We start from the raw sequence: 23,179 nt of genomic DNA, 5'->3' as shown, positions 1-23,179 counted from the left end.
ATCGAAATCCAAATTTCCGGATTTTCCGGTATCAGGAGGCATCCGTTTGTTTTACCGATGCATCACTCTGCCCATCCCCGGGCTTGGCTAACGCCGGCCGCCAGCGCCTGCTGGCGGATATTCTTGGCGATCTCGGGCGACAGCGCCCGCAACCGTCCATAGTTTTGGGTCGCCCCGGGAAAATCGCTTTCGAGCAGGCACGCCAGCGTCAGGATGGCGTGTGCCGGGGCGAACGCCGGCTGTTTTGTAATCAGCCAATTGGCCTGCTCGCGGGCTTTGGGTGTGATCCGCGAAGACAGATAAGATTGAGCCAGATATAGCCGGGCATCCATGGCATCCGGGGCAAGGGCGATACCTTTTTCCAGCGCGGTGATGGCGCGTCCCAGGTTTCGGGCTTGCATCTGTGCTTGCCCCAGGTTGATCCAGCCATTGGCGAAATCCGGCGCCAGCCGTACTGCGGTTTCCAGCGTCTCGACCGCTTCCGCTGTCCGCCCGAGCTTGAGCAGGGCGTAGCCTTTGCTGCTCCATGCCCACTGGTTGGTCGAGTCTATCCGAAGGGCGTTTTCCAGAGAGACCAGTGACTCCTGAAGCTTGCCGCTACGTCCCTCCGCCTTGGCCTTGGCCTGATAAAACCGAACGTTGTCGCCAGCCTTGGGTTCCGCACGAGCCAGCGTGGCAAGCGCCTCAATATATGCACCGGTTTCGGCCTGGCAATCACCCAGGCTGATCAACTCCTCCGTCCCCGCGGCGCCCAAGCTGTCCATTTTTGCCAGAACGGCCACCGCGCCCCTGAAGTTCCTGGCATCCACCAGCATGACAGACTGAATGCGCAGAGCGCCGATGTTTCCGGGGTCGCGTGCAAGCGCTTTGCGAATATCATCCTCGGCGCCTGAACGGGAACCCATCTCACGCCGAAGCACAGCGCGGTTGGCCAGGATATCGGCATTATCCGGGCTGCGTTTCAAGGCTTCGTCGAGCGCGTGCTCAGCTTCCCGCGGGCGTTTGCTGGCAATCATCACAGCAGCCAGGCCCTGCCATGTTTCGTGAAGTTCCGGCGCCTGCTCGACTGCCTTTTTCATCGCCGACTCTGCAGGAGCGAGCCGGTTTCGCTTGAGCTCGGCGTGACCAATGGCCAGCTCCGAGCGCGCTGCTTCGCTGCGGCCGAGAACGGCCTTCCCGGCGACCGCGCTTGCCTCGTCAGGCTTCCCGGCTTCGGCCAGTTGTTTGGTCAGCCTTTGGGCAATTTCCGGGCTGGTGTCACCCAGCCGCAATGCGACACGATAGGCCGCGACGGCGGCGTTTCCGTTGCCAAGCATTTCCTCGCTTTGCCCCAGTAACCGCCAACTACTGGGTCTGCCCGGTGCCAGCCGAATCGCCTTGCGGATATCTTCTCTCGCCTTGGATGGATTTTTTTCCTGCAGCGCCCAGCTAGCCCGCACCTCGCTCGGCAATGAGTAATTCGGCAGAATGCCTTGCGCACGGTCCAGCGCTTTCACCGCTATGTCCTTGCGGCCCATAGCCCGCGCAACGATGGCGTAGTTCAGCCAGGCGAATGCAAAGTGGTCATCCGTTGAAACAGCCTTTTCCAGCGTGGCCATGGCCGCTGCTGGCAACCCCAGTTCATTTTGTGCCATGGCTTGATAGACCATTGCCGGTGCGGACTCCGGGTGATAAGCCCGCCATGCCGCGGCGTGTGCTTCCAGTTTTTTCCAGGCGGCGCTCTGCTGCAACGCCTCGGCTTCAAGTTGCCATTGCCGATCGGCGACTGGCAGGACGAGGTTTTCCGGGGGGCGCTGCCCCTGTTTGTAAAGCGTGGCAATCTCATCGGTGGCGAGGGCCAGGTTGAGGTTCTGGCCGGTTCCCAGTGTCGCGGTGGTAACGCCGACCAGGCGTCCTTCCCGATCGAACAAGCCGCCGCCGCTCGATCCGGGGGACTGGGCGGCAGTATTGACCACGTAACCAGCGCTCCCCTTGCCGGCGAGGCCGGAAACGAGACCTGAACTGACGGTCACCCCGAAGCCCAGTGGGTTGCCAATCGCAAAGACAGCTTCGCCGACGCCAAGCGTTGCGATATCTCGCATGCCCACGGTCGGGGCATTCAGTCCGGCAGCGGATAGCAGGCAGACATCCCGGGAGGCATCGCGGCGGACCCAACTGGCCTCCCATCTTTTCTGCCCGGCATCGATCGCCAGCTTGGTTGCATCCTGGACCACATGGCAATTGGTGACGACCAGCCCGGCGCCGATGACAACGCCGCTCCCCTGCGCCTCGATGCCGCCCTTGTCGTCCATTGCATAGACCGTAACCACGGCAGGGGAAACACGGCGGAACACTTCCTCGGCATCGGCTGGTTCGGCGGCGTGAAGGCCTGCAGCGCACACAGCGGCAGCCAATACGCCCAACTGGTAAAGCGGGTGTCGCATCATGGGGTATACGCCTCGTCAGGCAGAATGATCTGTCGATACATTGCTTCGGCAGCAGCACTGTCAAAGCCGCGCAACTTTTCGTAAGCCTGGCGGGCTTCTGCCTTCCGGTCGAACTGGTGATTCACTTCAATCAAGGCGCTCCAGACCTTTATCTGCCGGGGTTCGATTTGCAATGATCGCTCTAGTGCCGGGACCGCCTCCTTGGGGTGATCAAGGATGCTCAACACGAACCCTTGCTGGCGCCAGTTGCGCGATTGCTGAGGACTGTTGGCGACCAGGCCGCTGGTCAGCGCGAGCGCCTCTTCGGGGCGCCCACCATCCTTGAGGGCGATTGCCAGCTGATAGGTCCATTCCTCGTTGTCGGGCGCAAGCCGGCGAGCCTCCCGGAAGGCTGCGATAGCCTCCGGAAGCCGCCTTTGCTCGGTGCGGGAAAACCCGATCGCGCCCCACGACCAGGCATTGTCTACCTTGAGATCAAGGCTTTTCCGGTAAGCCGTACAGGCCGCATCGTGAGCGCCCAAAGCGGCAAGCGTTCGGCCACGCCAGTACCAGTAGGTCGTATTGCCAGCTTGGCTTTCGCCCTGTCTTTCGACGACAAGCCAAGCCTTTTGCGGCCGGCCGGAAAGCAAATAGGCGTTGACCAAGCTCCATTGGGCCTCGGCATCGTTGATGCGAAGACCGGCAAGCCGCTGCCAGGTGGCAATCGCCAGCGCCCAATTGCCGCGTGCCTGGGCAATGCGCGCCAGACTCTGGTACGCCTCGATCAGCCATGGATCGAGTTCAACGGCTCGAGTCAGCGATTTTTCCGAATCTTCGAAACGGCCTTTTGCTTGCTGGAGCATCCCTTGCAGGTACCACGCAGAGCCGTCCGCCGGATTATTTGCAAGTAGCTGCCGGACCAGTTCCAGAGCTTCATCGTATTGCTGGTGCAGGGCGAGTTGCCATCCGAGTCCAAGCCCGTGCATGCGCTGTGACGGATCGATGCGATACAACGCCTTCCAGCCCCGCAATTCGGCATCTGCCAACTTTTTCTCGTGGGCGGCGCGGATAAGAAAAGTCCATGGATCGGCGCTGTCCGGAAAGGCTTTTGCCCAGCTTTCGGCATGCTGCAACAAAACATCCCAGTCCTTATTGCCGGCAAGGGCCTGTGCCCGTTCGTACTGCTGTTGATGCGAGGTGTTGTTTGCCACGCGAGCGCGGATTTGATCGAGCCAGGCCGCAGGGATGGCAAAGTTAACGTTCTGCCCGTCGCGTCGCCGGTAATCAATGATGCCGAGGAGACGCCCCTGATCGTCGATCAGCGCACCGCCTTCCGATCCGGGGGAGACAGGGGCGGTGAATTGCAGGTATTCGCCGCCCGGAAATTTGCGCTTGCCGGAGAATATTCCATCGGAAATCCCGACGCCGAGACCGAGGGCGTTGGACACGGCATATACCCTGCTGCCCGTGACGATGTCTGCGGGCGCTGCTGCCAGCGGTCTGCCTTCCACACCCGGTGCTGAAATGAGACAGAGATTTCGCTCGAAGTCTCTCGACTGCAGTTTGGCCTTCAGGCTTCCTGCGGCACGCACGACACGTAACCCGAATGCCGAATCGATGCCGTTGCAAACCGTCACCAAGGTATCGGTAGCAGCGACCGTCGCGCTGAAATTACCAATCGTTCGGCCCGTTTCGTCAACGGCTTCAAGAACGACGACCGACGGCCCAATCGCCAGAAATACTTCGGCCGGCGACAAGGCATGCGCCTCGGTCAGCACGAGCGATAATCCGGCCAGCAAACAACGTAGAGCCAAGAGCAAGATTCACCTCGCATTCGTATCAGATCAGCCAAAGCATACCATTGGCATGGCGTGGGTTGGTGGCGTATTGGTACCATTTCCATGGTTAACCACGGTCAACCCGAAATTTTGACCAAAATCGAAAACCCCGCCCTCGGTGGCGGCCCGCAAGGTCCGGAACTCAAATCCGTCGCCAACTACCGCAACGAGTGGTCCAGGCTCAGCACCGAACAACAACGCACCCAAACCCTCGCCCAGGCCCCGGAAAACGCCGGCCCGATGAATTCCCGGCACTAAAACATGGTGCGACAAGCAGCATCCAATCACCCGAGCAGTCGAGCAGTCGAGCAGTCGAGCAGTCGCTGCAATTGTCTGCATGGTCGCAGGTACAATGATCGGTTTCCTCTTGCTTGAGTATTTTCATGAACGCCGATTCAATTCACACGAACAACCCACTCCATGGCGTTGGGTTAAAGCAGGTATTGACAGAAATCGTGAACTATTACGGTTTTGAAATCCTGTTTGCCTACTTGAATATCAACTGCTTCAACAAAAATCCAAGCATTGAATCCAGCTGCAAATTTCTGAAGAAGACCGATTGGGCGCGAGAGAAAGTCGAAGGCTTTTATTTGTACAAGTTCAAGAGCCTGCCGCGCGCCTCCGACGATCAATTTGAATTACCCCCCCGAGATCGCATCATTCCGTCAGATCAAACCCCGGGAGAACCGGCGGAATTGAGTCTGGAAGACGCCGAGCGCTTGCGCGAAAAACGCACCAAAAAAGCGGCATTGCATGACCAGAATGCCGAGCGCCGTCCTAGACCGGACAAACGGACATCGAATACTTCAAGCGCCCCTGTTGGCGGTGATGTGGACCCGTGGGCGAAGTGGAAGAAATAGGTCTGGAATCAGCCTGTTTAAAGCTTTCGCCAGGCGGGCTCGTTCTGGTTTTTCCAAGTTGAACGAAGGCCGGTTGTGGGCGATGAATATGGGCGGAGCATTGTCGCTTCGGTGCCCTAAGCGGCCATTGTTGTTTCTCCGGATCAACGGCAGTTAACTGCTTGGAGCTGTCGTTCAACAATACCGCCATGTGACAGAGTTGTTGGCCTTAGCTGTCGTCCAGCCTTCGCCTGATGAGCTACAGGTTGTTCATTAGTCAGCTGACCTTCGAGTAATCAAGACAACGTATCAAAGCCTGATGCTTAAGCAATTGCGCCATATTAATTTGGCGTTCGCTTGGAGATACCGGCTATGATGATTAAAAAATTATCGCCAGTGCTGCGTTTTTGTCACATGGGAAAGTGCTCAGGGGCCGGGTTACGTTCTGATGTCGTTAGATTAAGTGGCGCCCTGTTCGCAGACAATCATCGGCGAGCCAACGACGGTACGGAGAGGTCTTTATTTAAATCTCTAAGGTACGTCTAACGAGATAGTGCCGTGAGGGGAGCTATCGATGATTGCAATACGACAACAACTGCAGCAGATGCTTGGCGGGGCGGTACTTGTGCTTGGCATCGCCTGTGCGGCGGGGAGTTACTTCTTACTCAGTTGGCTGTCGGACAAGGAGGTCGAGCAAAACGCGAACGCGATGGCTGCGCAAGCTGGTCTTGAACTTGATCGCCTGCTCCTGCCCCCAACTTCACTGTTGAACCTTCTATCTAATGTTCCAGACCTAAAAAGCGGAAAGCTTGGGGATTGGATCACGCGACTTCCCGCCCAAGGTTCACTGCTGCGCGCGAATCCTATGTTGGAGAGCGTCTACGTTGGCGGACCTGGCGGCGAGTACCTGAACCTGCGCGAAATCAAGAATGCATACGACCGCGAACAATTCTTCGTTGCCCCCAATGTCGTTTGGCTCGTGCAGGCCCAACGCGCACGAGACATGCGCGAAGAGGGACAGTTGCGGCTTGGGCTTGACGAAGATTTCAACGTATTGAGCCGTCGCTTCGAGCCTTCTGCCAATGATTACGATCCACGGTCGCGTTCGTGGTACCAGATGGCAGTCAGCGCCGAGCGCGTAATCCGAACACCTCCTTACCGGTTTTTCAGTTCAGGCCGTGACGGGATCACGCTTGCCCGCAGCATGGAGAACGGCTTCGTCGTCGCCATGGATATCAACCTTGAATCGTTGAGTCCGAACCTAAGGAAGGTTGCGGCACCGTGGTCGGCGCGGTTCTGGCTGTTCGATCGCGATCGGAACCTGATCGCCGGCGATCGCGACGCATCCGACGATGACCCGCTCGCTTCATATTCGAAGAACGATTTTGCCGCCCCTGTGAGCGGAGGGCGGTGGGTCAAGGATGCATCCGGCGGGAACTGGTGGCTCGGCAGCACGAGGGTCAGTCTGGAAGGCCGCACCGACATGGAGTTGCGCTACGCCTTTCCGCGCGCCGTGATTCTAGGCAATGCTGAACTGGTGCGGAACGTGCTGATTGCCATCACGGCACTGATGCTTGTGATCGCAATGTACGCCGCAAAATGGATCGCCTTGCGTTTTTCGCGACCGATAGAGTCGCTTGCACGTGCCAGCGAGCGCGTGGGGAAGTTAGAGCTCGGCGAGCCAATCCACATCGACTCCGACCTTGCCGAATTCACACTCCTTGCCGATTCGCACGAACGGATGCGTGTCATTCTGCATGAAAACCAGCAGCATATCGCCGCACAGGCGTGCGAACTGGGTACGCAGCTCGTGGCGCTACACCAGGTGGAACAGGATCTCGAACGATCCAATGCAGACCTTTCGGCCACACTGTTAGCTATACCGGACCTGCTGTTCGAACTCTCCGAAGCGGGAGAATACATCAACATCTGGGCGAGGAATCCCGATCTGCTCGCGGCCCAGAAAGAACTATTGCTCGGGCATACCGTGGACGAGATGCTGCCGCAGGAAGCTGCCGGAACTGTCATGTCGGCGGTCCGGGAAGCCGCAGCAAGCGGCACCTCATTTGGTGAGGTCATCGCACTAGACTTGCCGGATGGCCGACACTGGTTCGAATTGTCCATCTCCGCGAAACCCTGCACGGAACAGGAAGACCGAAGCTACATGGTACTGTCTCGCGACATCACGCGCAATCGGCTGGCCGACCGCCTGCAGGTTTACCGCAACGACATCCTCCAGCAGATTCTGGACGGCGCCTCACAGGAGGAGATACTGCGTTCGATCGCTGTCGGTCTGGAGGCGATCGATTCTGAAGTCATGTGCAGCATCCTCCTACTCGATGAGAGCGGTCGACACCTGCTCACCGGTGCTGCGCCGAGCCTGCCGCCTTTTTTCTGCGACGCCATCGAAGGTCTCGAAATCGGCGATGGTCGCGGTTCCTGCGGGGCTGCCGCCTACTCGGGGCAGCGGGTCATCGTCAACGATATTCAGACCCATCCGAACTGGGCGCCCTACCGCGAGCTCGCAGCGCGCGCTGGCTTGGCTGCCTGCTGGTCGGAACCAATTCGGGACTCTTTACACAGTGTGATCGGGACATTCGCCATGTATTACCGAAGGATCGCCGCTCCCGACGAGGCACGCCTGCACATGATCCGGGAGGCATCTTCGTTGGTCTCGATTGTGATCGAACGCCATCGTGCAGAGGCTGAACTCCGCACTTACCGCGATCACTTGGAGGACCTTGTCCTGCAGCGATCGGCAAAGATTACCGAGCTCAATAGCCAGCTAGAGGAGCGGATTTGCGAAGCAGAGAATGCGACGCGGGCGAAGAGCGCGTTTCTGGCAAACATGAGCCACGAAATCCGCACACCGATGAACGCCATCACCGGTCTGGTTCACCTGATGCGCAAGGACAGGCTCTCGTTACAGCAGACCGAGCGACTGAGCAAGATTGACGCCTCCGGGAAACATCTCCTGTCGATTATCAACGATATCCTCGACTTGTCTAAGATCGAGGCCGGCAAGTTGACGCTCGAACAGACCGATTTCGCGCTCGGGCAAGTCCTCGACCAGACCGCGTCCATCATCGGTGAATCAGCGCGCGCCAAGAGCCTGACAGTCAAGGTCGATAGCGATCACGTGCCAGTGTGGCTCCGAGGCGACGTGCTGCGCGTTCGCCAAGCCTTGCTCAACCTCGCCGGAAACGCAATCAAGTTTACCGATAAGGGAGGCATCGTACTTAAGGCCGAGTTGCTTGAAGAGAATCCGGATCGGCTTAATGTGCGCTTCTCCGTCGAAGACACGGGTATAGGGATCGCCACCGAAAACATCGGCAAGTTGTTCCATGACTTCGAGCAAGCGGACAACAGCACCACGCGCAAGTACGGTGGTACCGGCCTCGGCCTTGCAATCACCAAGCGCCTGGCACTTCTGATGGGCGGCGAGGTTGGCTGCGACAGCATTCCGGGCAAGGGTAGTACATTCTGGTTTACCGCTTGGCTGCAGCGCGGCCACGGCGTCATGCCGATGAACGAGATACCTTTGTCATCTGCCGAGCGCGAGTTGCGAAACCGGCACGAAGGCGCACGTCTCCTGCTGGCTGAAGACAATCCGATCAACGTCGAAGTGGCGCTGGAATTGCTGCATGGCGTACGCTTATGGGTCGATGTCGCCGACAACGGCCGCACGGCTATCGAGAAGGCCAAGACGGGCGCCTACGACATGATCCTTATGGACATGCAGATGCCGGTGATGGATGGCCTTGAGGCGACTCTTGCCATCCGCGAGTTGCCGGAGTACCGGTCGACGCCCATTCTTGCGATGACGGCCAACGCCTTCGAAGATGACCGCGCCGCATGCTTGGCAGCAGGCATGAACGATTTCATTGCCAAACCTGTCGAGCCGGACATACTCTATGCGAAGATTTTGAAATACTTACCTCGCCGTGAAACCGTCACCGTGGATGTAAAACCCGAGGCCATTGAATCCCCTTCCCGGCCGGAGACCAACGAGTTGATTCTGACGCGACTAGCGGACACGCCGGGCATCGACCTCGAAAAAGGGTTGCGCATCTTGCGCAATCACGAAGCCAAGTATCTAGAACTGGTGCATGGATTCGCCGCAAGGACGGGCAATAACGTGTCCACCATAAAGACCTGCCTGGCAGCCGGCGACGTCTCGACAGCCGAGCAGATCGTCCACACTATCAAGGGTGCGGCGGGCAACCTTGGCCTCTCGGCCATATTCGAAGCGGCCAAGGAGGTCAACGATCTGCTAAGGCAACCAAGCTACGACGAAGCTCGGTTGCAGAGCTTCGTCGCCGACTTAGAGGGAGCCGTGCGGCTGTTTACGAGAGCCTTGGACGAACACGACGAATAAATTCAGTCGGATTTATCGCCTGCTTTGCGGGGATGCACCAGAGAGCCAGAAGCTTTAGCGCTCCGAAAAAGGAACAACCGTTCAAGGACATCTGGCGCTGAAAGTCAGGAAACAGCACGACTACCCGTAACCCGAGTGGCCACCGCTACCTTCAACCAGCCGGAGAACGTTCGAACGCACGAATGACAGGAGCAGGTCGCGAGGTGGAATTCGGCAGAGTCAGAAGCTGTCTTTCTGCACGATTAAGAAGTGAGAGGCAGGTGACCGGCTTATTAGCGCCTGATTCTGGTCGGAGGCCGAAAGTCAACTTCGGTCACGGAGCTCGCAAGGCATTCCGGCAGGTTTCAGATGCGGATTCAACCGGTGAATGCGAGGGCTGCTTCCGAGGATTGCTCACCGTCCGATTTTGGCCGATTGTGTGAAGTCGCAAATGGCAGCTTTGGAGAAACGTGATAGTCGCGATGAGGCATATTCGACCCCTTGCAGCCATTCCCACGGTCAACCGGAAAAAATGGCCAAAAGTGAAATGTCCTTTGGCTTGCGGAATCAGTGACGCCAACGCCACGTCGTTGAGGCGTCGGTGCTGGACTCATACGCGGCCAGGTTTCCTGAGGCCCGACGGCCGCGAATTGTCGTCATCCCGGATTTTGATCACGTTTGTTGTTGGGCGGAGCGCTGGCCTGTATTGGTGCCTTTCCGGTCTTCCGGCATTTCCGAATGAGTGGGTGGACTCCGTAAAACGTCTGACCAAGCTTGCGCAACATCCTGATACAAACCGTTGCAATGCAAATGAACTCATGCGGTCAATTTGGTGTGAAGATTACTTCAAGCGAATACGTGACGAGAACAGTCAAATGCAACCAATCGAGCCTTCCCTTCAAAGTCAAATTATCGAAACCTTCCTTGCGCAGTCGCGGGCGCATTTCGCGCTGACCTCAAATTCTGGCGAGATCAAACCTCTCTCCCTGATTTCGCTTGTCGCTTCAAAATCAAAAAGGATACAAATGATCTCATATCGCAAACTTGTCCAATCGCTTGTGATCGCTGCTGGCGCAGGTGTATTTGCTGCTGGAGCGGCCATGGCCGATCCGGGGTGTGGGCACATGGGCGCTCATCATTCTGAACGACACGTCAAAATGATGGAGCAGCACCATGCCCTTTTGCACGATGCCATGAAGCTAAGTGCAGAACAGGAGCCGGCCTGGAAGAAGCTGATGGATTCAGAGCAACCGCGAATGGCGCTGAGTGGTGGCCAACCGGAAGACTGGGCGAAGCTCAATGCGCCGGAACGTGCTGAAAAAATGCTGGAGTTGTCCAAGGCGCGCCAGGCGCAGATGGCCGAGCATGTGGTTGCCCTCAAGGAGTTCTATGCCGTGCTGACGCCGGCGCAACAGAAGACATTTGAGGAGTTTCATGCCGGCCCGCGTCGTGGCATGGGTGGCAAGCCTGGACCAAAGGCGCCGATTGGCGACAAGGCTCCGAGCAAGTCCTGATTTAACTTCAATGATCGAAGCCCAGTCTATCTGGGCTTCTTTTTGTGCTTCTGCGGCAATGGTATTCTTGAATGCCTTCCCCGCATGGAACCCTTTCCTGGGTGCCGGTGAAGCAGATACGACATGGGAGAGTGGCCCTATGAAAGTAAAGTCATCAATCGAGCGCGGTGCGCAGTATCTCTGTACAAAACTGGGGTATGTCGTCACCGCCATTCAACAAGTCGCCGTCGTCAAGGGGCTTGCCATGTGGGAAGTTGAGCGGAAAATCGGCGATGGCATACGCAAGCGACTGATTGTCTCCGAGCGCTCCCTGGTTCCACCGAGCATTTCCAGTGAGATTGCCTAAATAACTGATTATTCGATGTTTATTGTGTTTCTGGTCAGCCCGCGTTGCATGTTGTGGGTGGCTTGGCGAAGTGTTTCACACACTGGATAAATCACCATGTGTGAATTATTTCAGGTTTTTGCACGGAATATGTTGCACTGCACAAATGTTTGGGGCAGAATGAATCTGTCTCCTCCATCTCCTCCAAGAAATGGATTTATGCCCGCCTGGTGCGGGCATTTTTTTCGTCTTGAATTTTGGGGTGTGTACAAGAAAAAAGCCCGTCTTCCGCGGGCTTTTTTTCATTTGGTCTCCTCCACCCGCCTCAACGAGTTCGGGTAGGTAGCCTATATTGGCTAGAAGAATATTATTTCATACGTAACGTGTTTCGTAAAGGTGAATCAAGCCTTGCGATGCCCTCGGAGGGGCGGAAATAAGGCACTTTTCTGGTGGCGCCGGCCTGAATCACTGACTCATACGTTCGTTACGGGACTGCTCAAATCGGCGTTTTATACGCAATGCTTTCGCCACTGCTCTTACTCGATCAAAGATTGGGCAAGTGGTCGATTCCCGCGGTCAACCGGAAATTTTGCCCGTTTTTTAAATGTTGATTTGGGCATCTGGCGCAGGGATAAATGATGTCGCGCTCATTCCGGCTTTGTCGCCGGTGCCGGAAACCAGCCTCCCGGGTTGAAGACCTTGGCGCTGGCCGGGTCGCCGGTCGCTACCGATATGTCGTTGCGATTCTATGGGGGGCGCAATCTCCCCAAAGCGTTCGGGGTGGCCGCTCCAGTATCATTTGCAGCAACGGTGATAGCCGGTCCGGAAGACGGTCGACTTCGCCCGGCGCTCAACTACAATCTTTTCCGAAAACACCTCACGCCATCAGTCACCCGAGCCCCTCACTTTGAGCACCACGAAACCTGCTTACCGCGGACGCTTTGCCCCCTCACCGACCGGTCCGCTGCACTTTGGCTCGCTGGTGGCAGCGGTCGGCAGCTACCTTGAGGCGCGGGTGCAGGGAGGCGAGTGGCTGGTCCGCATGGAGGATGTGGATGCGCCGCGCAATGTGCCGGGGGCGGCGGATTCCATACTGCACACGATGGAGGCCTTTGGCTTCGAATGGGATGGTCCGGTGCTCTATCAGAGCCGTCGCCTTGATGCTTATGCCGAGGCGCTTGAGCAGCTGAAGAATGCCGGGTTGGCCTATGGTTGCGCTTGTTCTCGGAAGGAAATCGCCGACTCGGCCACTCGTCCGGCCATTGATGGCGGCTTGGCCTATCCCGGAACCTGCCGTGACGGTTTGCCAGCAGGGCGCCAGGCCCGGGCCTGGCGACTGCGTGTCGACAATGCGGAGATTGCTTTCGATGATCGTGTGCAGGGAAGGGTCGCGCAGCATCTGGAAAGCGATGTCGGCGACTTCGTGTTGTTGCGGGCCGATGGAGTGTTTGCCTATCAACTGGCGGTCACGGTCGACGATCATTTTCAGGCAATTACCCATATCGTCCGCGGTGCCGACCTACTGGCGTCGACGCCACGCCAGATCTGGCTGCAGCGATGTCTGGGGTTTGCCATGCCGGGCTACGCGCATTTGCCGGTGGCGGCCAATGCCGCCGGCGAAAAGCTGTCAAAACAGACGCTGGCTTGCGCCTTGCGGACCGATCAGGCCGTGGCGGAACTGGTGCGCGCGCTGCGCTTTCTGGGCCAGGTTGTGCCTGCCGACATGGCAAATGCAAGGCTGGCTGAGGTTTGGACGTGGGCCAGGGAAAACTGGCAATTCGATGCCATTCCAAAGCGTTCGGCGATTAAGGTTTTGTCGACCTAGTCTCCGCCGCATTCCAGTGGCGTTGACTGTAGCCGGCTATACCGACCATGGCGCGCACGGCGGCATAGGCCAGCCAGCGCAAAATGCGGGAGTGCATGGGTAGGCGGGATAGTTCGTCGGCCAGCAATTCACGGGCGCCGGTCGCCATGACGCTGCGCAGACTGAATTCCAGTTGGTCTGCAAAGACCGGGTCACGCACCACGATGTTGGCTTCCTTGGCCATCAGCAGACTGAAGGGGTCAATGTTGGAGGAGCCCACGGTGGCCCATTGGCCGTCAATGACCGCAACCTTGGCATGCATGAAGCTCTTTTCATACTCGAAGATGCGGATGCCGGCTGCCAGCGTGGTCGCATACAGCGTCTGGGTAGCGTAGCGCAAAAGCGGGTGGTCGCTCTTGCCCTGGAGCAGCACGGTGATCTTTACGCCACGTCGCGCAGCCGCGTAGAGCGCCCGGCCGAAGCGGATGCCGGGAAGGAAATAGGCGTTGGCGATCAGGATTTCATGCTTTGCTTCATCAATGGCATCGAGATAGGCATGCAGGATGTCATTGCGGTGGCGAATGTTGTCGCGGATCAGGAAGGCGGCGGACTGCTTGCCGGCGATTTCGCAGACGGGGTTGGCGACGGGGGCGAGGCGAAAGCGTCGCTTGAAATTGGCCCACGACACGATTTCCCACATATGGCGGACGGCGTGGTGGACTTGTTGCAACGTCGGCCCTTCCAGACGTACGGCGTAATCGAGGCGGGGGCGCATGTCGATCGGTGCGTTGTTGTCGTCAATGATGTTGATGCCGCCGACGAAGGCGATGCGGCCATCGATCACGACCAGCTTGCGGTGGAGTCGGCGCAAGCGGTGACGCCGCATGTTGAAGCGGCCGATTTCCGGGCGGTAATACATGACGCGCACGCCGTCTGCGGTCAACCGGGAAAAGAAGTCGATTTTGAAATTTCGCGCCCCAAAGCCGTCGACCGTGACATTGACCTGAACGCTGCGGCCGGCAGCTCGGCACAGCGCGCTGGCGACCTCCTGGCCGATATCGTCGTTGGCGAAGATGTAGCTTTCAAGATAAATCTCGATCTCGGCGGCATCAATGGCGGCGAGCAGGGCGGGGAAGTAATCGTCGCCCGAATTGAGCAGGGTCAGCCGGTTACCCGGTAAAAACTCAACGGCCATTCGCGGCGAGATGCGCCGACAGCGCGGCGTGATCGGAAATGGCCGACCATGGCTTGCCGTGATGGACCTCGGTGTTGATGACGTCGAAACCGCGCACGTAAATGCGGTCGAGACGAAACATCGGCATGGCGGCGGGAAAACTGCATGCCGGTATGCCGCTGGGGCCGCAGAAGACTTCGCGCAGCCCGAGGCGCCGGGTCAGATCGTCGCCGACCCGGTTGCGCCAGTCGTTGAAATCGCCGGCGACGATCAACGGCGCGTTGGGTTCGGCCAGTTGGTCAAGGTATTCGGCCAGCGCCGCCATCTGCTTGCGCCGCGAATAGCCGAATAGCGACAGGTGCACGCAGACGCAATGAACCGCCAGACCATCCGGCAGTTCGATACGGCAATGCAGCATGCCGCGCCTTTCGAATTTCAGGTGGGTGACGTCCTGATTGTGCGAATGCAGGATCGGAAAGCGGGAGAGGATCGCGTTGCCGTGGTGGCCGTGATCGTAGAGCATGTTCCGGCCATAGGCGGAGGCCGCCCAGACGTCTTCGGCCAGGAATTCGTGTTGCGGCGAATCGGGCCAATCATCGTGATTCTCTGCATGACCCAAATGCAGACCCTGCACCTCCTGTAGAAACACGATGTCAGGGTTCAGGTGGCGCAGGCGTTCGCGCAACTCATGCACCATCATCCGCCGGTTGAACTGCGAAAAACCTTTGTGGATGTTGTAGGTGGTGATGTGCAGCGCGGGTTGGGTCATGGGGTCAGGAAATATCCAGCATTCGCTCCAGGGCCAGCTTGGCCAGCCCGGCTTCGTGATCCGGTACCAGAATCTGATTGACGACCTTGCCGTCCGCCAGATTTTCCAGCGTCCAGGCCAGATGCTGCGGGTCAATGCGCTGCATGGTCGAGCACATGCAGATGGTGGTTGCCATGAATTGCACGATCTTGTTCTGCGGCAAAACCTCCCTGGCCAGGCGGTCGACCAGATTCAACTCGGTACCAACCAGCCAGCGCGTACCTTCCGGCGCTTCCTTGATGGTCTTCACAATGTACTCGGTTGATCCGACATGATCGGAGGCCGAACAGACTTCGAAGTTGCACTCAGGATGCGAGATGACAAGGCCGTCCGGGTGTTTGGCGCGGAAGGCGTCGATATGGGATTTCTGGAACATCTGGTGCACCGAGCAATGGCCTTTCCAGAGCAGAATCTTTGCCTTCTTGATCTGCGCTGGTGTCAGGCCGCCGAGTTCGAGATCGGGATCCCAGACGACCATTTCGTCCATCGGGATGCCCATGTTGTGCCCGGTCCAGCGACCGAGATGCTGGTCGGGGAAGAACAGCACTTTCGGCCGACGTTCGAAAGCCCATTTGGCGATGGTGCCGGCGTTGGAGGATGTGCACACGATGCCCCCATGTTCGCCGCAGAAGGCCTTTAGATCGGCCGCCGAGTTGATGTAGGTGACTGGCGTGATTTGTTCTTCGGCATTCAGGACTTCGTTCAGTTCACGCCAGCAGCGCTCGACTTTTGCGAGGTTGGCCATGTCGGCCATCGAGCAGCCCGCCGCGAGATCCGGCAGGATGGCTTTCTGGTGCGGCGCCGTCATGATGTCGGCAACTTCGGCCATGAAATGCACGCCGCAGAATATGACGTATTCAGAATCGGTCTGCGAGGCCAGGCGCGAGAGCTTCAGGGAATCGCCGGTCAGGTCGGCGTACTGGTAGACGTCGGCTCGCTGATAGTGGTGGCAAAGGATGACCACCTTTTTGCCCAGTTTGGCGCGAGCGACGCGGATGCGTTCGTGGCAGGCCTCGTCGGACAGGCGGTTGAACGGGTCGAAGGAGATGGTGGCTGTTTGCATGCTGTTCTCTAAATTTGGCGTATTTTTCCGGTTGACCGTAGCAAGACCTGTTTTTGCGGAATTATCCCTGAATCCAGGGTAACCCGGCTTTGCGCCAGCCACCGATGGTGTTGCGGTGCCCGTTGGCATCCTTGTCGCCTTCGAAACCTTCGAGGATGTTGTAGCAGTCGCCATAGCCTGCTTCGGTCGCCACCGTCGCTGCGCCGACCGAGCGGGCGCCACTGCGGCACAGGAACATGACGAGAGCTTCAGGGTCAACTTGACGCTTGAGTTCAGCCAGAAAATTCGGGTTGCGCACGCCGCCCGGATACTGATTCCATTCGATCTCGACGCTGCCTGCGACCCGGCCAACCCAGTCCCATTCGGCGCGGGTCCGGACATCGACAATCTTCGCGCCGGGGGCCAGCTTCAGAAGGTCGCAGGCTTCCTGCGGCGTCAGTTCGCCTTTGTAGGGTCGCCCAAGTGCTTCGCCACGTGCTTTGGCCAAGTTCAGTATCTCGGTTAACTTTCCCATAATTCCCTGCTGCTAAAATTCGAGGTTAACAGTATAGGGTAGACATCATGGGACAAGAGCAACACCAGTTAACCGCATCGCTTGCCGAACGATCGGCCGAGGCACAAAAAGCGACCTGGGTCAGCGTGGTGGTCAATCTTGTGTTGACCGTTGCCCAGTTGCTTGTTGGCTGGTTTGCCCATTCCCAATCGCTGGTGGCGCACGGGCTGCATTCCTTTTCCGACCTGCTGTCTGACTTTCTGGTGATCTACGCCAGCCGGCAAAGCGCCCACCCTGCTGACCACGAACATCCTTACGGGCATGCTCGCATGGAGACGGCTGCCACATTGGTGCTGGGGGTGTCGCTGACCTTGATAGGCGGCGGCATTCTTTGGGAATCAGGCATGCGGCTCCAGCATATCGATGCGTTGCCTGCCGTCGAATGGTCTGCGTTCTGGGTGGCGGTAGCTACCGTCGTCGCCAAGGAAGGGCTGTATCGTTACCTCATTCGTGCCGCCGAACGTTTGCGTTCTCAGCTGATGACCGCCAATGCCTTGCATACACGAGCCGATGCCGCCTCGGCGTTGGTGGTTGTGGTCGGCATTGGTGGCGCCCTGCTCGGCTGGTCTTTCCTTGATCTTCTGGCCGCCGCACTCATGGGTTTCATGATCTTGCACATGGGTGCCGGACTGGCCTGGGGGGCAATCAAGGAGCTGATCGATACCGGCCTTGATGATGCCCAGGTCGAAGCCATTCGAAAGACATTGCTGGCGACGCCGGGTGTCCGCGATCTGCACGAGTTGCGGACCCGTCGGATGGCCCATCAGGCACTGGTGGATACCCATGTTCAGGTTGATTCTCGCATCAGCGTTTCCGAGGGGCATCGCATCGCCGAGTCGGCACGGGCGAGAGTTCTGCGCGAGCACCCGGAGGTGCTGGATGTTCTGGTGCATATCGACCCGGAAGACGACATGGATCCTGATACTTATGCGACGCGTTTGCCGGCGCGGGACAAACTCCTCGCTGAGTTACAACCCCTTCTGACAGGCTTGCCGGAGCCTCAAAAAGTAGTTTTGCACTATCTCAAGGGGCAGGTAGAGGCAGAGGTTTTTTACAGCCATCTTGTTTTCGAAAATGGCGAGGCGCTGCGTGAGGCGGAAGATGCCTTGTCTGCCCGTCTGAAGCAGCACCCGGCGATTCGCTGCGTATCTCTCAATTGCCTGATTGCACCATAACGGTGCGCATATATTTGAGTTTGCACTAAGCTGGTGCTTTGTTTGTTGTGCGAATTCTTTGTTTAAACCCGGCATCTCATTGTGGCAAAATATAAAGATTACTCGCTGGCCATTGGCATGCTTTCTGCTAAATAGTCCGGGTTACAAACTTTTGATTGTCGCCGGATCGCCCGGCAACTTGTTTTCTTAGGAGATTAAGGCATATGGCAACCCCGCAAGACGTGATCAATATGATCAAGGAAAACGACGCTAAATTCGTCGATTTTCGTTTCACCGATACCCGCGGCAAGGAACAGCACGTCACCGTGCCGGTTTCCGCCTTCAGCGAAGACAAGTTCGAAAATGGTCACGCGTTCGACGGTTCCTCCATCGCTGGCTGGAAGGGCATTCAAGCCTCCGACATGCAGCTGAACCCGGATCCGGATACCGCCTACATCGATCCGTTCTTCGACGAAACCACCGTTGTCCTGACCTGTGACGTCGTTGACCCGGCCGATGGCCGTGGCTATGACCGCGACCCGCGCTCCATCGCCAAGCGCGCTGAAGCCTATCTGAAGTCCTCTGGCTTGGGTGACACCGCCTACTTTGGCCCGGAACCAGAATTCTTCATCTTCGACGGCGTCGAGTGGGACGTAGACATGTCCGGTTGTTCCCTGAAGATCCATTCTGCCGAGGCAGCTTGGGGTTCTGGCGAAAAGAATGACGGCAATGGCTCCACAGGCCATCGTCCGACCGTCAAGGGCGGCTACTTCCCGGTTCCTCCGGTCGACAGCCTGCACGACATCCGTTCGGCCATGGTCCTGACCCTGGAAGCCCTGGGTTGCCCGGTTGAAGTTCACCACCACGAAGTCGCCACTGCCGGTCAGTGCGAAATCGGTACCGTGTTCAACACCCTGGTCAAGCGTGCCGACCAGACCCAGATTCTGAAGTACGTTGTTCACAACGTTGCTCACCAGTACGGCAAGACTGCCACCTTCATGCCGAAGCCCATCGTTGGCGACAACGGTTCCGGCATGCATGTTCACCAGTCGATCTGGAAAGATGGCAAGAACCTGTTCGCAGGCGACCAGTATGCTGGCCTGTCTGAACTGGCCCTGTTCTATATCGGCGGCATCATCAAGCACGCCAAGGCTCTGAACGCGATTACCAACCCGGGTACCAACTCCTACAAGCGTCTGGTGCCGCACTACGAAGCACCGGTCAAGCTGGCTTACTCTGCCAAGAACCGTTCTGCTTCCATCCGTATTCCGCACGTTGCCTCGACCAAGGCTCGTCGTATCGAGACCCGTTTCCCGGATCCGATCGCCAACCCGTACTTGTGTTTCGCAGCGCTGCTGATGGCCGGCCTGGATGGTATCCAGAACAAGGTTCATCCGGGAGATCCGGCTGACAAGAACCTGTACGATCTGCCGCCGGAAGAAGATGCAAAGATCCCGACCGTCTGTGCATCGCTGGAAGAGGCACTGGCTGCCCTGGACAAGGATCGTGAGTTCCTGACCCGTGGCGGTGTGTTCTCCAACGACTGGATCGATGCATTCATCGCCCTGAAGATGGACGAAGTGAACAAGGTTCGCATGACGACCCACCCGGTCGAGTTCGATCTGTATTACTCCTGCTAATTTACAGGATGTAACAAAAAGGGCGGGTTTTCCCGCCCTTTTTTCGTTCACTTTTTTGAGAGTCAGCCGTTAAGTCCGGTACACTAAAAAATTACGAGGAACGATGACGATGACACGTAGTCCGCTTGCCCTGATTGTTGTTTTATTGCCGTTATCGGCTTCGGCGCAGACTATTTATAAATGTATCGATGGCAATGGTGGCACCACTTACGCCAGTTCCCGGATCGACAAGAACTGCAAGGTCATTTCCAGTAGCCCCGAAAATTCCATGCCTGCTCCGCCCAGGGCAAAGGCGGCAAGTGCGGCTTCTCATCCTTCACCTTCGGGTTTCCCCCGTGTGCAGGAAGACACGCAGCGAGCCCGTGACGGTGATCGGCGGCATATCCTTGAGCAGGAGTTGGCAGGAGAGCAGCGCAGCCTTGAGCAGGCAAGGAAGGATCTTGCCGAGCAGGAGTCCTCGCGTGGTGGCACAAGCGACCGCGTGGTGCCTTATCGGGAGCGAGTTGCGCAGCATGAGCGCAACATTCAGGCGATCCAGAAAGAGCTTGCCAGCCAGCGTTAGGGGGCTGGCAGCCTGACCTTGTACCAGGCCGCGTAGAGGGCAGGCAGGAAAAGCAGCGTCAGTGCCGTGGCAACGATCAGGCCGCCCATGATGGCGACGGCCATGGGGCCGAAGAAGTCATTCCTCGATAGCGGGATCATTGCCAGTACGGCCGCAGCCGCCGTCAATACGATGGGTCGAAAGCGCCGTACGGTCGATTCGACAATCGCCACCCAGCGCTGTTTGCCGGCCGCCAAGTCCTGTTCGATCTGATCAACCAGAATTACCGAGTTGCGCATGATCATGCCGAACAGTGCGATCGTTCCCAGCAAGGCCATGAAGCCGAACGGCTGTCGGAAAATAAGCAGGAAGAGCGCAATGCCAATGAGGCCAAGTGGTGCAGTGAGCAACACCATGATGACGCGAGAGACACTCTGCAGCTGAATCATCAGAATGGTGATCACCGCCAGTACAAAGAGCGGGATACCGGCCATCACCGAGCCGGAGCCTTTTGATGACTCCTCGACTGAGCCGCCGGTGGCGATTCGGTAGCCTTCCGGCAGGGCGGACTGGATGCTTGCAATTTCGGGTTTGATGCGGTCGACGATGGTGGCTGGTTGAGTCTTGCCATATAGATTGCCGCGTACGGTGATGGTTGGCAGTCGGTCGCGTCGCCAGATCAAGCCGGGTTCGAACGTTGGTTTCAGCCGACCGATCTGGCTCAGTGGGACGCTTTTTCCCGCTCGTGTCGGTACCGAAAGATCGGCGAGCGACGAGAGATGGCTGCGTTCTTCGCGATCGCCGCGCAGCACCACGTCGATGCTCTTTTCTCCCTCTCGATAGCTGGTAACGGAATAGCCATTCAGAGACATGTTGAGCAACGCAGCAATGTCCTGCGTGGATACACCAAGTAGCCGTGCCTTGTCCTGATCGATCTCGATTTCTACGGACTTTGACAACTCGCTCCAGTCAGTATTGATGTTTGAAAGCTCCGGGATCTGGCGCATGACGGCGGCTATCTGGACGGCGGCATTTCTCAGTGTAGCGAAATCTTCGCCAGAGATGCGGTATTGCACGGGGTAGCCGACTGGGGGACCGCTTTCGATGCGGGCGATATTGCCGCGAGCGGCAAAACTTCCGTTTTCGAACAGTTTGACCAGTCGACCGCGCAAGGCTTCGCGTGCTTCGACATCACGTGTGACGATGACGAGCTGGCTGACGTTGCTGGAGCCCAGTTGTTGATCAAGGCCGAGGTAGTAGCGTGGCGAGCCGGAACCAACGTAGGCGATGTAATGTTCGAATTGGTCAAATTCAGCCTTGTCCTTCTCCAGCCATGCCTCGAGTTGCTTGGTTTCGGCATTGATCGCTTCAATCGAGGCGCCTTCCGGCAGACGCAGTTCAACATTGAGTTCGAGGCGTGTCGAATTCGGGAAAAACTGCTTCTGGACCTTGGACATGCCGACGATGGATAGTGCAAACAACGCGAGCGTGACGCCAATCACCAGCCAGCGATGACTCACGCACCAATTGACCAGTTGGCGAAAGCGGGCATAAAACGGTGTGCTATAGACATCGTGATCTTCGCTGTGGGCCGGGCTGTTCAATCCGAGTTTGTCTGCCAGTCGGGCAAGGCGCGGCAGGCGTTGTTCGAAACGGCTCGTCTGGCGCACGGCGCGAGGGTCGGGCAACAGCTTGTAGCCGAGCCAGGGGATGGCGATCACAGCGGCCAGCCAAGAAATCAGCAGGGCGACAACGTTGATCTGGAAGAATGCGAAAGCGTATTCGCCGACGGCGGATTTGGCCAAGGCAATCGGAATGAATCCGGCAACGGTGACCAGTGTGCCGGAAAGCATCGGGCCGGCAGTACTGCTGTAGGCGAAAGATGCTGCGCGGGTGCGTTCCCAGCCCTGTTCCATCTTTACCCACATCATTTCGACCGCGATGATCGCATCGTCTACGAGCAAGCCAAGCGCCAGCACCAATGCGCCGAGTGAAACTTTGTGCAGGCCGACATTGAACAGATCCATGGCTAGAAAAGTGGCGGCCAGCACCAGCGGAATGGAGATGGCGACCACCATCCCGGTGCGGACGCCGAGGCTGATGAAGGTGACGAGAAGAACTACCAGCACCGCTTCCGCAAGTGCGTGTGTGAAGGCTTGGACAGAGCGTTCGACGGCCTCTGGCTGGCTGGCGGCAACCCCGATATTGACGCCAATCGGCAGGGTTGCCTGCAATGCGGCGACGTGATCATTCAAATCCTTCCCGAGCTGGATGATATCGCCCCCCGTAGTCATGGATACACCGATCGCCATAGCCGGTTTGCCGCCAAAGCGAACCTGCGTGGCGGGCGGAGAGACGGTGCCGCGATGGACATCGGCGATATCGCCGAGCCTGAAACTTCGGTTGCCGACGCGGATCGGGGTGTCGGCAACAGCTTGGGCGCTGTTGAAAGCGCCACCGGGGCGGATCTGGATGCGTTCGCTCCGGGTCTCGAAAAAGCCGTTGCCCGCTACAGCATTCTGCTGGTTCAGGGCCTGAACGATCATTGTCTGGTCGATGCCCAGCGTAGCGAGCTTTGAGTTTGACAGCTCGATAAAAATCTTCTCATCCTGGATGCCGAAGATTTCTACCTTGCCAACATTCGGCACACGCAATAATTCGTCGCGAATACGCTCGGCCAAGTCCTTTAGCTGCGGATAATCGAAGCCTTCCGCGGTCAGCGCGAAAATATTGCCAAAAACGTCACCGTATTCGTCATTGAAAAAGGGTCCTTGAACCCCGGCGGGTAGCGTGTGCCTGATATCGCCGATCTTTTTTCGAACCTGATAGAAGACATTGGGTACAGCGCTGGGTGGGGTATTGTCCTTGGCGACGAACAACACGGTCGATTCGCCGGGACGGGAGAAGCTGGAGACGCGCTCGATATAAGGCATTTCCTGCAATTTTTTTTCAATTTTATCGGTGAGCTGTTGTTCAACCTGACGGGCCGTGGCACCCGGCCAGAGGCTGCGGATAACCATGATCTTGAACGTGAACGGCGGGTCTTCGGCCTGGCCCAGTCTTCCAAAGGCGATCACGCCCATCAAGGCAATGGCCAACAGAAAATAGCCGACCAGCGTTCGGTGGTGGAGCGTCCAGTCTGAAAGATTGAAGCGGTGGCTCAC

At 57.8% G+C, this 23,179-nt stretch carries 16 protein-coding genes; 9 read left to right on the top strand and 7 right to left on the bottom strand.

The genetic code is table 11. The annotated features are described in order from the left end of the window. Positions 1-62: 62 nt before the first annotated feature. Both IPJ12_07810 and IPJ12_07805 read right to left on the bottom strand, forming a co-directional pair. Entirely contained in the window at positions 63-2,426 is a 2,364-nt protein-coding gene (locus IPJ12_07810) for a tetratricopeptide repeat protein (protein MBK7647047.1), read from the bottom strand. Beyond that, positions 2,423-4,183, bottom strand: a complete 1,761-nt coding sequence (locus IPJ12_07805) for a tetratricopeptide repeat protein (GenBank protein ID MBK7647046.1) — start codon at positions 4,181-4,183, stop codon at positions 2,423-2,425. Before IPJ12_07805 ends, IPJ12_07810 begins: the two co-directional genes overlap by 4 nt. Positions 4,184-4,306: 123 nt before the next feature. On the opposite strand from IPJ12_07805, the gene IPJ12_07800 reads away from it, so the two are divergent. The 6 genes from IPJ12_07800 (at position 4,307) to gluQRS (ending at position 13,103) form a co-directional block, all read left to right on the top strand. Further along, entirely contained in the window at positions 4,307-4,501 is a 195-nt protein-coding gene (locus tag IPJ12_07800; protein MBK7647045.1) for a DUF2894 domain-containing protein, read from the top strand. A 125-nt stretch (positions 4,502-4,626) separates the two neighbouring features. Continuing rightward, positions 4,627-5,103, top strand: coding sequence for a DUF2132 domain-containing protein (locus IPJ12_07795; GenBank protein MBK7647044.1), 477 nt, complete (start codon positions 4,627-4,629; stop codon positions 5,101-5,103). A gap of 553 nt (positions 5,104-5,656) precedes the next feature. Then, positions 5,657-9,460: a response regulator gene (locus IPJ12_07790; GenBank protein MBK7647043.1), complete on the top strand. Its 3,804-nt coding sequence runs from the start codon at positions 5,657-5,659 to the stop codon at positions 9,458-9,460. Positions 9,461-10,185: 725 nt separating this feature from the next. Then, positions 10,186-10,953 carry a Spy/CpxP family protein refolding chaperone gene (locus IPJ12_07785; protein ID MBK7647042.1) on the top strand — a complete coding sequence of 256 codons (768 nt, stop codon included), beginning with the start codon at positions 10,186-10,188 and terminating at the stop codon, positions 10,951-10,953. Between the two features lie 139 nt (positions 10,954-11,092). Next, on the top strand, positions 11,093-11,299 hold the full coding sequence (locus IPJ12_07780) for a hypothetical protein (protein ID MBK7647041.1): 207 nt from the start codon (positions 11,093-11,095) through the stop codon (positions 11,297-11,299). An 886-nt stretch (positions 11,300-12,185) separates the two neighbouring features. Then, positions 12,186-13,103 carry a tRNA glutamyl-Q(34) synthetase GluQRS gene (gene gluQRS / locus IPJ12_07775; GenBank protein MBK7647040.1) on the top strand — a complete coding sequence of 306 codons (918 nt, stop codon included), beginning with the start codon at positions 12,186-12,188 and terminating at the stop codon, positions 13,101-13,103. Here gluQRS and clsB read toward each other — a convergent pair. The 4 genes from clsB to IPJ12_07755 form a co-directional block, all read right to left on the bottom strand. Continuing rightward, positions 13,084-14,277, bottom strand: a complete 1,194-nt coding sequence (gene clsB / locus IPJ12_07770; GenBank protein ID MBK7647039.1) for a cardiolipin synthase ClsB — start codon at positions 14,275-14,277, stop codon at positions 13,084-13,086. The two genes, gluQRS and clsB, sit on opposite strands and share 20 nt — an antisense overlap. Continuing rightward, positions 14,267-15,025, bottom strand: a complete 759-nt coding sequence (locus IPJ12_07765; GenBank protein MBK7647038.1) for an endonuclease/exonuclease/phosphatase family protein — start codon at positions 15,023-15,025, stop codon at positions 14,267-14,269. Before IPJ12_07765 ends, clsB begins: the two co-directional genes overlap by 11 nt. 4 nt (positions 15,026-15,029) lie before the next feature. Next, positions 15,030-16,127: a quinolinate synthase NadA gene (gene nadA, locus IPJ12_07760; protein ID MBK7647037.1), complete on the bottom strand. Its 1,098-nt coding sequence runs from the start codon at positions 16,125-16,127 to the stop codon at positions 15,030-15,032. Positions 16,128-16,188: 61 nt separating this feature from the next. Continuing rightward, on the bottom strand, positions 16,189-16,641 hold the full coding sequence (locus IPJ12_07755) for a rhodanese-like domain-containing protein (GenBank protein ID MBK7647036.1): 453 nt from the start codon (positions 16,639-16,641) through the stop codon (positions 16,189-16,191). A 47-nt stretch (positions 16,642-16,688) separates the two neighbouring features. Here IPJ12_07755 and IPJ12_07750 point away from each other — a divergent pair, with 47 nt between their 5' ends. The 3 genes from IPJ12_07750 (at position 16,689) to IPJ12_07740 (ending at position 20,036) form a co-directional block, all read left to right on the top strand. Then, positions 16,689-17,855 (top strand): cation transporter, encoded by a 1,167-nt coding sequence (locus tag IPJ12_07750; protein ID MBK7647035.1) that lies wholly within the window; start codon positions 16,689-16,691, stop codon positions 17,853-17,855. 203 nt (positions 17,856-18,058) lie between these two features. Beyond that, a complete protein-coding gene (gene glnA / locus IPJ12_07745) occupies positions 18,059-19,474 on the top strand; it encodes a type I glutamate--ammonia ligase (protein ID MBK7647034.1) in 1,416 nt (471 codons plus the stop codon). 109 nt (positions 19,475-19,583) lie between these two features. Continuing rightward, positions 19,584-20,036 (top strand): DUF4124 domain-containing protein, encoded by a 453-nt coding sequence (locus tag IPJ12_07740; GenBank protein MBK7647033.1) that lies wholly within the window; start codon positions 19,584-19,586, stop codon positions 20,034-20,036. On the opposite strand, the gene IPJ12_07735 is transcribed toward IPJ12_07740, so the two are convergent. Beyond that, positions 20,033-23,179 (bottom strand): efflux RND transporter permease subunit, encoded by a 3,147-nt coding sequence (locus IPJ12_07735; GenBank protein ID MBK7647032.1) that lies wholly within the window; start codon positions 23,177-23,179, stop codon positions 20,033-20,035. The genes IPJ12_07740 and IPJ12_07735 overlap by 4 nt on opposite strands.

This window comes from Betaproteobacteria bacterium (genome assembly GCA_016709965.1).
GTDB lineage: Bacteria > Pseudomonadota > Gammaproteobacteria > Burkholderiales > Rhodocyclaceae > Azonexus > Azonexus amarohabitans.
This window is presented reverse-complemented; position numbering and strand designations above follow the sequence as displayed.